Raw genomic sequence first — 13805 nt, forward strand, 5'->3', positions numbered from 1 at the left:
GGCCCTTCGAGTGGGATGCGTTCTCGATCAGAACGCGAAGATCGCGCCCAGGGAAACCAGGCGCAGCGTGCCCTTTTCGCCAGCGAATTGGGCCTGGGTCGAATCGACGCCCAGTTCCAGCTTGACGCTCTGGGTAATGGCATAGGTCAGGCCCAGCCCGGCGTAGACCTTGGCCTTGCTCTCGGAGTCGGAGCCGCTCAACGTGCCGAGGGTGGCGCTGGCTTGGGTCTTCACCTGGGCGACGCCCAGGCGGACGTTCATGCCCCAGTCGGTGCTCAGCGGCAGCGCGAAAGCAGCGCCCAGCATGAGCGCGGTCGGCTTGATGGCGACGGACATCGTGGCGTCCGCAGCCTTGAACTTGCCAAAGGCGATGTAGCCGGCTTCCAGGCTGAAGCCGTTGCCGAAGTTGTAGCCGCCCACCAGCTTGGCGCCGGTGTCGCTCGTGTCGCAGCTGGTGGAGCCCGTGCAGTCCAGATTGGCGTGCGAGACGCCACCGGCGGTGCCGATGTAACCGTGGGCCTGCGATTCGGCGTGGGCAGCGGTGGCGGCCAGCAGTGCGGCCAGGACGATGGTTTGTTTTTTCATGAGAACACTCCCTTTTTCTCTTGATGGATGGGCCGACCGGCGTGGCCGGCCTCGGCGCCTTTCTGAGGCGGCGCGCATGCTATTCGCGGCGCCTGTACGCCCTTGATGACGTTGTCGCGCGGATGAGACGGCAATGCCCCCGGCTCGGGGGCGATGTGAAAAAAACCGCCTGGCCGCGCTTTAGGCGGCCAGGCGGCTCGGGTGGTCTCGCAGCGGCGTGTTTGGGCCGTCAGAAGGCCATGCGCGCACCCAGCGACACCATGCGCACGTTCTGGCGCTCACCCTGGATCTGGGCCCGCGTTGCGTCCACGCCCAGCTCGACGCGGGTCGACGGCGTCAGCGCGTAGTTGACGGCCAGGCCAGCGATGGGCTGGGTCTTGCTCTCGCTGCTTGAGCCGGTCAGCGCGCCGACCTCTGCGTTCACCTTGGTGCGCACGCGGGCCACGCCCAGGCGGCCGACCAGACCCCAGTCAGGGCTCAAGTTGGCCGTGTAGGCGCCGCTCAGCGACAGGGCTTCGGGTCGTCCGCTCAGCCCCACGGTGCCCTGGGACGCGCGGAATTTGCCGAAATTGGTGTAGCCGCCTTCGACTGCAAAGCCATTGCCAAAGGCATGGCCGAACATGGCCTTGCCACCGAATGCGTTCCTGTCGCAGGTCTGCACGCCGGTGCAGTCGACGTTGAGATGGCCCTGGCCCAGGGACAACAGGCCGTAGTTGTGCTCCGCATTGCTGCTGGAACGGGTGCTTTGGGCCTGGGCGCCAGCGGCCAGGGCGAGGGCGGCAAGGCTGATTGCGATCTTTTTCATGGGGAACTTCTCTCCTACTTCATCCATCGGAGCGCAGGCGCCGGGTGGGGCCTGCGGCGATATGCGACCGGTCATCGCCAAGCCATCCTCATTGGCGCTGGGGGCTCGACTTGTAGGACTTGGGCACTCTTGCCGGCTGGTCTGGTAACCGCAGGCAAAGTGCTGGCGGCACAGGGATACTGCTGCAACGCTGCTGCCCGTCAGGTTCCATGCCGCATCTCAAGCCCAAGACGCTTTACATCACGCTGAGCTTGCTGATGGTGGGCCTGGTCGCCCTGGTGTACAGCGTGCTGCTGCTGTACGAGCGCTCACGCAGCGATGCACTGATGCTGCAGCAGGCTGGCGCGGCGGCCAGGCGCATCGGCCGCGAGGCCGCGGCGGCCGTCGAGACCGAGCTGCGGCCGGCGCGGGTCAGCGTGGCCCTGCTGGCGACCGGCGCCCTGGGCCGGGCCAGCAACGAGGCCGAGCGCCTGACTGCGCTGCCGCAGATGGCGGCGGCCCTGCGCGCCAATGCTTCGGTGTCGGCCGTCTATGTCGGCACCTCGGGCGGATCCTTCGTGCTGTTGCGCCGCCTTGTCGATGCGGCAACACGCAAGCGCATGGATGCGCCGGCCGAGGCTGCATTCGGCCTGCAGAGCGTGAGCCGCGATGGCGGCGCGGCCCCGCGTGGCGCCTACCGCTTCTACGACGCAGCGCTGCGCGAGCTGCAGCGCCGTGATCGGCCCGACTACGACTTCGACCCGCGCACCCGGCCCTGGTTCGCGCTGGCGAGCGAGGCCGGCGAAGGCAAGCTCGTGCAATCGGCGCCCTATCTGTTCTTCACGACCGGCGAACCCGGCGTGACGTTGGCCCAAGCCCATGGTGGCGCCGTCGTGGGCGCCGACGTCAGCCTGCAGGCTCTCAGCGAGATGCTGACGCGGCCGCAGATCAGCCGTTCGGCCGAACTGCTCATCGCCACCCAAGGCGGCGAGATGCTGGCCGAGGCCCGGCGCGAGAGCGGCACGCCGCCGAAGGACGGCCAGGCCCTGCCGCGCGTGGCCGAGCGTGCGTCGGCGCTGATGCGCGCGCTGTGGCAGCGCCGCGATGGCGAGGGTCATCTCACACCCGTGCAGGTGGTCGACGGGCGCGAATGGGTCAGCCACGCCTTGCCGCTGCAGGGTGCCGTGGAGGCCGGCGCGCCGCTGGTGCTGCTGATGGCCGCGCCGCGCGAGGAGCTGCAGGCCTTCCAGATCGAGAGCCGCCGCCAGAGCTTCTACATCTCGCTGGGATTGATGCTGCTGTTGCTGCCCCTGGTTCACCTGCTGGCCGATCGCGTGTCGCGGCCGCTGCGCAACCTGGCCCGCCAGGCCGAGGCGATCGAGCGTTTCGAGTTCGACGGGCCCGATCCCCAACGCAGCCTGATCCGCGAGGTCGACCGCCTGGCCATCGCGATGACGGCGATGAAGCATTCGCTGCGGCGCTTTCTCGACATCAGCAACGCGCTGAGCGCCGAGCGAGATTTCGACACCCTGCTCGACCTCATCCTGCGCGAGACCATCGCCGTGGCCGGCGCCAGTGGCGGCTCGGTCCACCTGCTGTCGGCCGATGGCCAGACGCTGGAGCCCGCGGCTTCGCGCGTGCGTGGCGAGACCGCGTCGCGCCGCGGGCTGACATGGCAGGTGAACGTGCCCGACAGCGTCGCCGCGCCGGTGCGTGCCCTGCAGACGAACGCACCGGTCGAGATCGATCTGAGCTGGGACAACCCGACCCACCTGGCCGCCTACCAGCGGCTGTTCGCCGCCCTGGGCGTCGCGAGGATGCGCCTGCTGGCCCTGCCGCTGAAGAACAGCCAGCACGAGACCATCGGTACGCTGACATTGACCTTCCCGCTGTCGGCCGATGGGCCGTCCGAACCACTGGGCGCCGCACGCGTGGCCTTTGTCAGTGCGCTGTCGGGCACGGCCGCCGTGGCCATCGACAACCAGCTGCTGCTGCGCGCGCGCAAGGAGCTGCTGGAGAGCTTCATCCAGCTCGTTGCCGGCGCCATCGACGCCAAGAGCCCCTATACCGGCGGTCATTGCCAGCGCGTGCCCGAACTGACCAAGATGCTGGCCCAGGCCGCCTGCGAGGCGACCGAGGGGCCGTACGCCGGTTTCACGATGGACGCTGACCAGTGGGAGGCGCTGCACATCGCCGCCTGGCTGCACGACTGCGGCAAGGTCACCACGCCGGAGTACGTCGTCGACAAGGCCACCAAGCTGGAGACGATCTACAACCGCGTCCATGAGGTCCGCACGCGCTTCGAGGTGCTCAAGCGCGACGCGCTGATCGAGAAGCTGGAGGCCGAGCTGGGCGACGCGGGCGTGCAGCGCGCCCGTGCCGCGGCGGCGCCGGTCCAGGGCGAACTGGATGCCGACTACGCCTTCGTCGCGACCAGCAATGTGGGTGGCGAAACGCTGGACCCCGAAGCCGTTGCCCGGCTGCGCCGCATCGGCGAGAGGCGCTGGTTGCGCACGCTCGACGACACGCTCGGCCTGTCCATCGAGGAGCTGCGCCGCCAGCCCAAACCGCGCCCGCCGCTGCCTGCACCTGAGCGCCTGCTGCAGGACCGGCCCGAGCACATCCTGCCGCGCCCCGCCACCGACCAATTGGGCGGCGACAACCGCTGGGGCTTCAAACTCAAGCAGCCCGAACACCTCTACCACCGCGGCGAGCTGCACAACCTCACGATCTCGCGTGGCACGCTGACGGAGGAGGAGCGCTACAAGATCAACGACCACATCGTGCAGACGCTGAAGATGCTGCACGAGCTGCCTTTCCCAAAGCATCTGCGCGAGGTGCCCGAGATCGCGGGTGGCCATCATGAGCGCATGGACGGCAAGGGCTACCCGCGCGGCCTGACCGGCGCACAGATGAGCCCGCAGGCCCGCATGATGGCCATTGCGGATGTCTTCGAGGCACTGACGGCCGATGACCGGCCCTACAAGCCGGGCAAGCGCCTGTCCGAGGCCTTAGGCCTCATGCGGCGCATGGTGGCCGAGGGCCATCTTGACCCGGGCCTGTTTGAACTTTTCCTGCGCTCGGGCGTGTGCCTGACCTATGCGCGGCGCTTCATGGCGGCAGCGCTGATCGACGTGGAGGACGTTGGCGCCTACCTGTCGTGACGGGTGACGCTGAACTTCAGCGGCGCGGCCTTGAGCAGGAACTCTCCGGCGCCGTCGTGCAGGCTGACAACCGCCTCGTACTCGCCCAGGGGCAGGTCGACGATGGCCTCGGTGCGGCCGTCGACGAGGTTCTGGCGCACGGTATTGCCGCCGCCCTTGGGCGCAAAGCTGAGGCGGAAATGCCCCGTGTCCTTGATGGCGGTGCCGGCCGGCGCCACGCCCAGGCCGGCGCCGAGCACGCCCAGGGACAGCGTGAAGGGGCTCGACACCGCCTCTTCATCGCGCAGGTTCTTCACATAGACCTCGCGGCCGGCTGCGGCGCGTGGCGCGGCGCGCAAGTCCTCGTACCAGGCTTCGCAGGTGTCGCGGTCACCCGCAACGACCTTGGGCGCTGGGGCGTCGGCGCGCTTGCCCACGACCACGATGGCAATCTCATTGCTGAAGACGAAATAGGGCTTGTGGGCGTGGTCGGCGAACAGCAGCCGCATGGTGTGGCGGCCCGGCGGCAGGTCGATCTCGGTGCCGGTCTGGGCCTTGCCGAAATGCTTGTGCGTATTGGAGAAGGGGATGGGTGCGGTGTGGTCGCGCGGCAGCGGCGTGTCGATGAGGATGTGGTGGTGGCCGGCCTTCTCGTTGGCATTGCCGGCCGGAATGACGCCCATGCCACGGATGCCGAACTCCACCCAGAAGGGCGAGCGCACGCGGTAGCCGGTCTTGACGTTGCTGAAGTGCACCGAGACCGGCTCACGCAGGTCGAGGGCCGTGCGCTGGGCCGTGTGTGACAGCCAGCACTGACGCTCCAGCGGATCGGTAGGCAGTGGCTCGGCCGCGGCCAGCGCGGGCAGCAGACCCAGTGGCCAAAAGTGGCGGGTCAGTCGAGCGGCAGATCCCATGCGAGCCCTCCGGCAGCGTGCGCCACCGATTCTGGGGGCGCGCGCTGGCGAGGAACGTCGTGAAAGTTGCGGACGCCAGGGCCTGTTCACGCTACGGGGATCGGATGCGTTGCCACCCAAAAGCCCGCGAGCAAGGCGCAAAGTCGAAGCTGGGGTCGGCCCCAGCGAGGCTTCGCAACGCCGCGCGCGGGCTTTTGGGTGGCAACCCTTCGGGAGAGGGCCTGCGCGGGCGCATGGCGTTGTTGCGCGCCTGGCCTGGGCACGAGCCCAGGCGGCGCCGCACGCCTAGCCCTGCACCCGCGCAGACCCTCTCGCACCGATTCCCGTAGCGTGAACAGGCCCTAAGCCACCTGAAGCTGGTGGGTCAGATGCAGTTCGCCGAACAAATCCTTGGGGTCGGCCATCTGCGGGATCAGGTCCAGCGGCGCGCCCAGGCCAAGCTGATTGCTCACGTCGCGCAGCAGGCGCAGCGCGGAGAAGTCCTCCAGCGCGAAACCGACCGAGTCGAACACTGTGACTTGGCTGGCCGACTCGCGGCCCGGGGCCTGGCCGGCGAGCACTCGCCAGAACTCGGTGACGGGGAAATCGGCCGGCATCTGCTGCATGTCGCCTTCGATGCGGCTCTGTGGCTCGAACTCGCAGATCACGCGGGCCATCTCCAGCACGCCGCGGTGCAGCTCGGTCTTGCCCGGGCAATCGCCGCCGACGCCGTTGATGTGCATGCCGAGCTCGATCATGTCCGGCGTCAGGATGGTGGCGTTGGTCTTGTCCGCGGTCACGGTGGTGACGATGTCGGCCCCCTTGACGGCCTCGGCCGTGGAGGCGCACACGGTCAGCGTCAGGCCGGGCGTTTGCTGAAGGTGGCGCACCAGCTTGGCCGTCGCGGCCGGGTCGATGTCGTAGAGGCGCAGCTCGCGGATGCCGAGCAGGTGGTGGAAGGCCAGGGCCTGGAACTCGCTCTGGGCGCCGTTGCCGATCAGGGCCATCACACGGCTGTCGGGGCGGGCCAGGCGCTTGGCCACCATGACCGAGGTGGCGGCGGTGCGCATGGCGGTGGTCAGGGTCAGCTCGGAGAGCAGGGCGGGGGCACCGGTCGCCACGTCGGCGAGCACGCCGAAAGCCATCACGGTCGGCAGGCCGAAGCGGTGGTTTTTGGGGTGGCCGTTGACGTATTTGAAGCTGTAGAGGCTGGCGTCGGCGATGGGCATCAGCTCGATGACGCCGTCTTGTGAATGGGCGGCGACACGGGGCGTCTTGTCGAATTCGGCCCAGCGCAGGTAGTCGGATTCGAGGTAGCTGACGAGGCGGCGAAGTAAATCAGGAAGTCCGACACGTTGGACAAGGCGGGCGACGTCTTGGGTGGTGAGGACGGTGGTCATGGCAGTCTCGCGGAATGTGTTGAGGCGATTCTTCCGGGGCTATGTGCCAAACAGAAGCTCAACTCTTGCCACGTAATGCATCGCGATTTGGCAAAATGGCAGTGGAAATTGCCGAATTGCTCAAAATGGATGCCCTTGACCAGCAACTCCTCGCCCTGCTGCGCACCGATGCCCGGGCCAGCGTCGCCACGCTCGCGGCCAAGCTCAAGGTCTCGCGCGGCACCGTCACCAACCGCATCGCACGGCTGGAAGACAGCGGCGTCATCACCGGCTACACGGTGCGCCTGCGGCCCGACTCGGTGCCCGACCAGATCACGGCATGGATGAGCATCACGGTTGAAGGCAACCGCACGCGCGAGGTGGTGGCCATGCTGCTCGGCGAGCCCGGCATCACGGGACTCTTCGACACCAACGGCCGCTGGGACCTGCTGGCCGAGATCCGCAGCTCCAGCTTGCAGGAGCTGGCCGACGTGCTGGAGCGGGTGCGCCTCATCAAGGGCATCGCCGGCACCGAGACCTCCATCCATCTGCAAAGCTACAAGCTGGCCTGATCGGCCTCGGTTATCGTGCGCCGCGCTCCCTCTGCCTTGAAATGAATCCTGTCCTGATCCGCCGTGCCTGGCTCGCGGCCTCCCTTGTCGCGCTGGCCGGTTGCTCCATGCTGCCCAGCCAGCCACCCCAGCCGCCGGTCGTCGTCGTCCCGACGCCGCCGCCTGAGCCGCCACCCGTCATCAAGCCAGCCCCGAAACCGCCACGCATCGGCCTGGCCCTGGGCGGCGGCGCCGCGCGCGGCTTTGCCCACATTGGCGTCATCCAGGTGTTCGAAGAGAACGGCATCAAGGTCGACCTGGTCGCCGGCACCTCGGCCGGCAGCCTCGTCGCATCGCTCTACGCCTCGGGCAAGACCGGCAAGGAGATGCAGACCCTGGCCGAGACCATGGACGAGGGCGCGATCACCGACTGGTCCTTCCCGCTGCGCGGCCTGATCCGCGGCGAGGCGCTGGCGCGCTTCATCCGCGACAAGACGGGCGGCAAGAACATCGAGCAGATGGTGGTGCCGCTGGGCATCGTCGCCACTGACCTGTCCGACGGCTCTTCCATCCTGTTCCGCAGCGGCGACACCGGCACGGCTGTCCGTGCCTCCAGCGCGGTACCGGCCGTGTTCCAGCCGGTGCGCATCGGCCAGCGCGAATTTGTCGACGGCGGCCTGGTGTCACCGGTGCCGGTGCGCTTTGCCAGGGAAATGGGCGCGCAGCTCGTCGTCGCGGTGGACATCACCTCGCCGCCCGAGAAGGACCCGCCGGGCGACGCCTTTCGCATGCTGATGCAGACCTTTTCCATCATGGGGCGCAGCATCAACATGTTCGAGCTCCGCGAGGCGGATGTCGTCATCCGGCCCAGGCTCGATGGCGTGGGCAGCGCCGACTTCACGGCGCGGCGCCGTGCGGTGCAGGCTGGCCGCGAGGCTGCTCAGGCCATCCTGCCCATCCTGCGCCAGCGCATCGCTGAAAAAACCCGCTGAAGCTATGGATGCCGAGATGCCGCTGTTCCCGCTGCGCTCGGTGTTCTTTCCCGGCGGCCATCTGGCGCTGCGCATCTTCGAGCCGCGTTACCTGGACATGGTGCAGCGCTGCCATGCGCGCGGCGAGCCCTTTGGCATCGTGGCGTTGACTTCGGGCGAGGAGGTGCGCCGGCGCGAGGGCGAGGGCTTTCGGGCCGAGGCTTTTCACGACGTCGGCACGCTGGCCCGCATCGAGGACTTCGAGCACGCGCAGGCCGGCCTCATCAACATCCGCATCTGCGGCACACAGCGCTTTCGCGTGCAGGGCTCGCGCAACCTCAGCCATGGCCTGTGGGTCGGCCGGCTTGAGCTGTTGGCCGGCGACGTCGCGGTGCCGGTGCCAGACGATCTGCGCCAGGCCGCCCAGCAACTGCAGGACCTGCTCGCCGGCTGGAAGGCCCGCGGCGCCGCGGACGACCTGCCCGTGCAGCCGCCCTACCAGTGGGACGACGCGGGCTGGCTGGCCAACCGCTGGGCCGAGCTGCTGCCCATGCCGGTCGAGGCGCGCCAGCGGCTGATGGTGATGGACAACCCGCTGCTGAGATTGGAGCTCATCGTCGACCGGCTTGACGCGCTTACGCGTTCAGCCAATCGGTAAGCGTCTTCAGCACCTCGGCCTTCTCGGGCTCGTTGAAGATCTCGTGGAAGAGGCCGGGCCAGGGCTTGGTGGCGACGACATTGGCGGGTGCGCCAGACGCAAAGGCCTCGCTGCCGCGCGGTGACACGCAGCGGTCCGCGCCGGCCCACATCAGCAGCGTGCGCAGCTTCCAGCGCGGTGCGTCGCCAATGGCACGGGCGCCGCTGTCGACGATGAAGCGCGTCAGCCGCGCCGTGATGCGGTCATGCACCAGCGGGTCGGTCGCGTAGGCCTTGACGACGGCGGTGTCGCGGCTGATCCATTCGGGCTTGAGGCCGTTGCTGACGGCCAGGCCCGGGGCGAGCGATCCCGCCGCGGCAAGCAGCAGCTTCTGAAAACCGGACAGGCCCGCATCCAGCGCGGGGGAAGACAGCACCAGGCCATCCAGCGGCCGGCTCCAGGCCGCGGGCTTGCCTGTCAGCGCCTCCGCCGCAAAGCGCGCGGCGATCAGCCCGCCCATGCTGTGGCCGAGCAGCACGAAACGCTTGCCCGGCTGGCGCACGGCGTCGATGACGCGTGCCGTGTCGCGCAGCAGCGCGTCGTGCGCGGGGATGTCGCCCTTGCGTCCATCGCTGCGCCCGTGGCCGCGGTGGTCCCAGCCGTGCACATCCCAACCGGCCGCGTTCAGTGCCGCGGCGACATGGGCATAGCGTTCGATGTGTTCGCCCAGGCCATGGCAGATGAGCAACTGGCCGCGTGCGGGAGCCGCGGTGGTGGGCCAGTGGCGCAGGTGGAGCTTGAGGCCGTCGTCGGTGGTGGTGGTCGTCATCGCGTCGCGGTCTGGGAATCGGTGCGCAAGTTTGCACGAGCTTCTTCCGTTTCCCGTCGCGAACCCAACACTCTTGCGTAGGCCCAGGTGAACTCGGCGCCGATCAGCAGGATCTGCGCCGAGAAGTACACCCACACCAGCAGGGCCACGACCGAGGCCGCGGCGCCAAAGCCCGAGGCGACGCCGCTGCGCTGCAGATAGGCGCCGATGCCATAGCGGCCCAGGGCAAACAGGCCCGCCGTGACGAAGGCGCCGAGTAGCACGTCGCGCCAGGCGACGTGAACGCGTGGCATCCACTTGAAGATCAGCGCGAACACGGCCACCACCAGGCCCTGGCTGAACACCGTGTTGGCCAGAGCAGCGACGCGCAGCCAGTCGCCAAACCAGGGCTGCCACCAGGTCTGGGCGGCCGACATGACGGCGTCCAGCAGCAGCGACACCAGCAGCAGAAAGCTCAGGCCAAAGATGAGGCCGAAGCTCAGCAGGCGCGCGCGCAGCCAGTTCAGCCAGCCTTGCACCGGGCGGGCCGGCACGCGCCAGATGGTGTCCAGCGCATCCTGTAGCTCGGCGAACATCGTCGTCGCACCGACCAGCATCAGCCCCAGCCCGACAACCGTGCTGAGCCAGCCGCCGGCCGGCCAGGAGACCGACTTCAGCATGCTTTCGACTGTCGAGGCGGCCGTCGCGCCGAGCAGCGCGGCGAGCTGGTCGAAGAGCTCGCCGCGCACCGCCTCGCCGCCCCAGACCAGGCCGGCCACCGACACGACGATGAGCAGCAGCGGTGCCAGCGAGAACAGCGTGTAGTAGGCGAGTGCCGCGCCCATGCGCGGGCCGCGGTCGTCGAGGAAGCCGTCGAAGGTCAGCTTCAGCACGCGTCCCAGCGGTCGGATCTGATCAAGCCAGCGCATGCGCGAAGTCTCGCGGCATGCGCTGGCCGCCGCTGTAGGACGCGACCGGCGTCAGAACGTCATGCGGGCGCCCACGCGGTACTGGCGGCCCAGCACGTCGAACAGCGAGGGGTTCACGCCATAGCCGGTGTTGGTGCCCGGGGCGTTGGGCGGCGCGACGTCGGTGACGTTGTCGATCTTGAAGTAGGCGGTGATGTTTTTGTTGATCTTGTAGTTGCCGGCGAGATCCCAATAGAAAGCGCCCTTCATGTGGTTGTTGTCGATGGTCTGGTGCATGGCGGTGGAGACTGGGCAGGTGGTCTGGCACTCGATGAACTCGTTGCTGTAGACGCCATTGCTGACCCAGCGCTGGCCCACCGTGAAGCTGGCCTTTTCGCCTTCCCAGGATTGCGAGAACTGGGCCTTCCACGTCGGCGTGTCGCCGAGGTTGACGCCTGCGCGCTCGGCCGGGATGGTGCCCACGATGCCCGACGTGACCAGGAAGCTGTTGGTGTGCGTTGCCAGGCCACGCAGCGTGAGCTTGCCGGGCAGATTGACGCTGGCCAGGTTGAATCGGTAGAGAGCTTCCATGTCGAAGCCCTTGCTGCGCATCCTGGCCAGATTGAAGGCCTGCAGCGTCACGTACTTCACGGGGCTGACAAGATCCATCGCGGCGCAGATCTCTTGGTTGCCGGCAGCGCAGAGGTCCACTTCCTGCTGGGCTCCGAGGGTGGAGATCACGTCCTTCAACTTGATGTCGAAGTAGTCGATCGACGCACTGAAGCCTGGCGCCCACTTGGGCTGCGACAACACCAGGCCGAGGATGCGGTTGTTGGCCAGCTCGGGGCGAAGGTTGACGTTGCCGATGGTGCGCTGCTGCACGTTGTAGGTGTTGCCCTGGAAGTTGACGGCCTGGTTGATGACCACCGGCGCGGCAAACAGCTCGGAGAGATTCGGCGCACGCACATCACGCGAGGCGACGTAGCGAACGCGCAGGCCATCGACCCCGGTCTTCCAGGTCGAGCCGATCTTCCAACTGTTGATGCCGCCGGCGGTGCTGTAGAGCGTGCGACGCACGGCCGCGTTGAGGTTGGCCTCGCCCAGGCTGTCGGACTTGAACATCGGAGCGTTCACTTCGACGAAAGCTTCTTTCACGTTGTAGGCGCCCGCCGCAGCGTGGTAGTTGCCGGCGAACCAGTTGTTGCCCACAGTGGTGTTGAGGAGCGGGTCAGCCGGGTAGTCGGCCGTATTGGGCGTTGCGGGGTAGACGCCATTGCCGTAGGGGTCGCCCGTCACCCAGTAACCTTCCTTGCGAGCTTCAGCCCCGAAGGCAACGGCCACCGGTCCTGCCCAGTTCGAGAACGGCTGGCCGTTGAGGTTGAAGCTGGCCACCGTCTGACGCTGCACCGACAACTGATGCGGACCGACGGCCGGGAACACATAGGCCAGCGCGGCCGGATCCTGCTGCACATCGCCGATGATGTTCAGCGGCGCGCAGCCCGCGGCCACGGCGGTGGCGTTTCGGCAGACGATCTGGCCGGACGAATTGCGCACGGCGTCGATGGCGGCGTTGAAGCGCGGGTTCAGCATGATGTTGCTGACCTTCAGATCGATGCTGTTTTCGCCGTGCTCGAAGTAGCCGTCATACGACCAAGTCTGGCCTAGCGCGCTAGCCTTGCCGGTCGCACCCAGCACGAACCGCTTCTGTTCGCGGATCGGGTTGACCTCGATGTCCTTGGGCTGGTTGCCGTAGGCCGTGCCGAACTTGAAGCTGGTGATGCCCTTGTCCACGCAGGCCTGCTTGATGGAGGCCGGCACGTAGGGGTTCTCGCACTGGATGGTCAAGTTGTCCAGCTTGGGCGAACCGGGGTTTGGCGTGTTGCGAGCGTTGGTCCTGGCCAGGTTGACCGTGAAGTAGACCTCGTTGTCATCGTCCAGCTCATAGCTACCACGGGTGTAGAAGACCTGACGCTGCAGGTTCATGCCCATGGTGGTGCCGCCGCCGATGGTGCCGGAGAGGTCGCCACCCACGCAGAAGGGTGTGATGCAGCCTGTCACTGCACCCGTGCCTGTGGGCACGCCGTTGGAGCCGTAGTCGAACTTGTAGGGCACGCCGTCCTTGCCGAAGGCGGTACCCTGCAGCGGGCCCTGGGTGATCAAGCCGTACTTGGAGTACTGGAACTGTTGGGCGTTGCGGATGTCGAACAGCTGCGGCCTGCCGTCCGTGGTCTGGCCGGTAGGGCGCTGTTGCCAGGCCGGGTTGTTGAACCAGGTGCGGCCGTTGGCGCCCTGGCCACCAAAGCGGGGTGAGGGCACGCCCTTTTCACGGACGAGTTCCACGCTCACGGCAACGTGCGCACGGTCGTTGAGGAAGCTCCGGCCCCAGGCGGCTTGCAGTGCGCCGTTCTTGTCGTCGCCGTAGTTGGTCTGGCCAGCTTCGATGTTGGCCTTGAAGCCCTTGAAGCGCTTGTCGGTGATGAAGTTCACCACGCCGCCGACGGCGTCGGAGCCGTAAGAGGCGCCGGCACCGCCGGTCACCACGTCGACTTGTGTGACGAGGAGCTGTGGGAACTGGCTGATGTCAGCCACGCCGGTCACGTTGGCCGGCACCACGCGTTGGCCATCGAGCAGGGTCAGCGTGCGGATCGGGGTGAGGCCGCGCAGGCTCAGGGAACTGAGGCCCTGCAAGCCGCTGCTGGTGCTGTTGGTGAAGGTGGTGCGACCCGTGCTGCCCTGGAGCGCAGGCAACTCAACGAGGCTCTGGAAAATGTTCGGGTGAGCCGCCTTCTCGAGGTCCGAGGCGGTGAGGCGCGTGGTCGGCGTCGGTTGCGTGAAGCCGCGCGCCGAGATGCGCGAGCCCGTAATGACCACGGTGCTCAGCACGCTGGCGCCGGGATTGACCTCTGGCGCGGCGTCAGGCGTTGTGGCCGGTGTCTCAGCGCTTTGGGCCAGGGCGGGAAGCGCCAGCACGGCGCAAGCCGTGAGGGCCGCCAGATGGATCAGGGTCTTGGAACCGGGATTTCGCATGGGAGGTCTCCTGAGGTGGCACGGTGGGCCGCTGCCTTGTGGTCGTTGAGCCGGTATTCGGTAAACAAACTTGGTTATTGGATAGCGCTGTCCGGGAAGCTTAAAAAAACCGGATGGCT

11 protein-coding genes are annotated in these 13805 nt (G+C 67.6%); 4 read left to right on the forward strand and 7 right to left on the reverse strand.

The genetic code is table 11. The annotated features are described in order from the left end of the window. Positions 1 to 27: 27 nt before the first annotated feature. Both ACXJKM_RS26200 and ACXJKM_RS26205 read right to left on the reverse strand, forming a co-directional pair. A complete protein-coding gene (locus tag ACXJKM_RS26200; RefSeq protein WP_056194856.1) occupies positions 28 to 585 on the reverse strand; it encodes an outer membrane beta-barrel protein in 558 nt (185 codons plus the stop codon). Positions 586 to 814: 229 nt separating this feature from the next. Beyond that, the gene (locus ACXJKM_RS26205; protein WP_457356129.1) at positions 815 to 1390 is read right to left on the reverse strand and encodes an outer membrane beta-barrel protein; all 576 of its coding nucleotides are present in this window, start codon (positions 1388 to 1390) and stop codon (positions 815 to 817) included. Between the two features lie 209 nt (positions 1391 to 1599). Here ACXJKM_RS26205 and ACXJKM_RS26210 point away from each other — a divergent pair, with 209 nt between their 5' ends. Next, positions 1600 to 4533 (forward strand): HD domain-containing phosphohydrolase, encoded by a 2934-nt coding sequence (locus ACXJKM_RS26210; RefSeq protein WP_457356130.1) that lies wholly within the window; start codon positions 1600 to 1602, stop codon positions 4531 to 4533. Here ACXJKM_RS26210 and ACXJKM_RS26215 read toward each other — a convergent pair. Together ACXJKM_RS26215 and ACXJKM_RS26220 are read right to left on the reverse strand one after the other, a co-directional pair. Beyond that, positions 4521 to 5426 (reverse strand): DUF4399 domain-containing protein, encoded by a 906-nt coding sequence (locus ACXJKM_RS26215; protein WP_457356131.1) that lies wholly within the window; start codon positions 5424 to 5426, stop codon positions 4521 to 4523. The two genes, ACXJKM_RS26210 and ACXJKM_RS26215, sit on opposite strands and share 13 nt — an antisense overlap. A 341-nt stretch (positions 5427 to 5767) precedes the next feature. Continuing rightward, positions 5768 to 6805, reverse strand: coding sequence for an ornithine cyclodeaminase (locus tag ACXJKM_RS26220; protein WP_457356132.1), 1038 nt, complete (start codon positions 6803 to 6805; stop codon positions 5768 to 5770). 125 nt (positions 6806 to 6930) lie between these two features. Between ACXJKM_RS26220 and ACXJKM_RS26225 the strand changes: the two genes are divergently transcribed. The 3 genes from ACXJKM_RS26225 to ACXJKM_RS26235 are packed head-to-tail and all read left to right on the forward strand — an operon-like array spanning position 6931 to position 8964. Further along, positions 6931 to 7356: an Lrp/AsnC family transcriptional regulator gene (locus ACXJKM_RS26225; protein WP_056194870.1), complete on the forward strand. Its 426-nt coding sequence runs from the start codon at positions 6931 to 6933 to the stop codon at positions 7354 to 7356. Positions 7357 to 7397: 41 nt separating this feature from the next. Continuing rightward, positions 7398 to 8327, forward strand: a complete 930-nt coding sequence (locus ACXJKM_RS26230) for a patatin-like phospholipase family protein (protein ID WP_056194871.1) — start codon at positions 7398 to 7400, stop codon at positions 8325 to 8327. A gap of 4 nt (positions 8328 to 8331) precedes the next feature. Then, positions 8332 to 8964, forward strand: a complete 633-nt coding sequence (locus tag ACXJKM_RS26235; protein ID WP_457356133.1) for an LON peptidase substrate-binding domain-containing protein — start codon at positions 8332 to 8334, stop codon at positions 8962 to 8964. Here ACXJKM_RS26235 and ACXJKM_RS26240 read toward each other — a convergent pair. Genes ACXJKM_RS26240 through ACXJKM_RS26250 form a run of 3 tightly spaced genes read right to left on the reverse strand, consistent with a single transcriptional unit; the run spans position 8942 to position 13686 of the window. Then, a complete protein-coding gene (locus ACXJKM_RS26240) occupies positions 8942 to 9772 on the reverse strand; it encodes an alpha/beta hydrolase (RefSeq protein WP_457356134.1) in 831 nt (276 codons plus the stop codon). The genes ACXJKM_RS26235 and ACXJKM_RS26240 overlap by 23 nt on opposite strands. After that, the gene (locus ACXJKM_RS26245; RefSeq protein ID WP_457323729.1) at positions 9769 to 10680 is read right to left on the reverse strand and encodes a YihY/virulence factor BrkB family protein; all 912 of its coding nucleotides are present in this window, start codon (positions 10678 to 10680) and stop codon (positions 9769 to 9771) included. The genes ACXJKM_RS26240 and ACXJKM_RS26245 overlap by 4 nt, the downstream gene beginning before the upstream one ends. A 51-nt stretch (positions 10681 to 10731) precedes the next feature. Then, positions 10732 to 13686: a TonB-dependent receptor plug domain-containing protein gene (locus tag ACXJKM_RS26250; RefSeq protein ID WP_457356135.1), complete on the reverse strand. Its 2955-nt coding sequence runs from the start codon at positions 13684 to 13686 to the stop codon at positions 10732 to 10734. Positions 13687 to 13805 lie beyond the last annotated feature (119 nt).

The organism is Roseateles sp. P5_D6 (assembly GCF_054049415.1).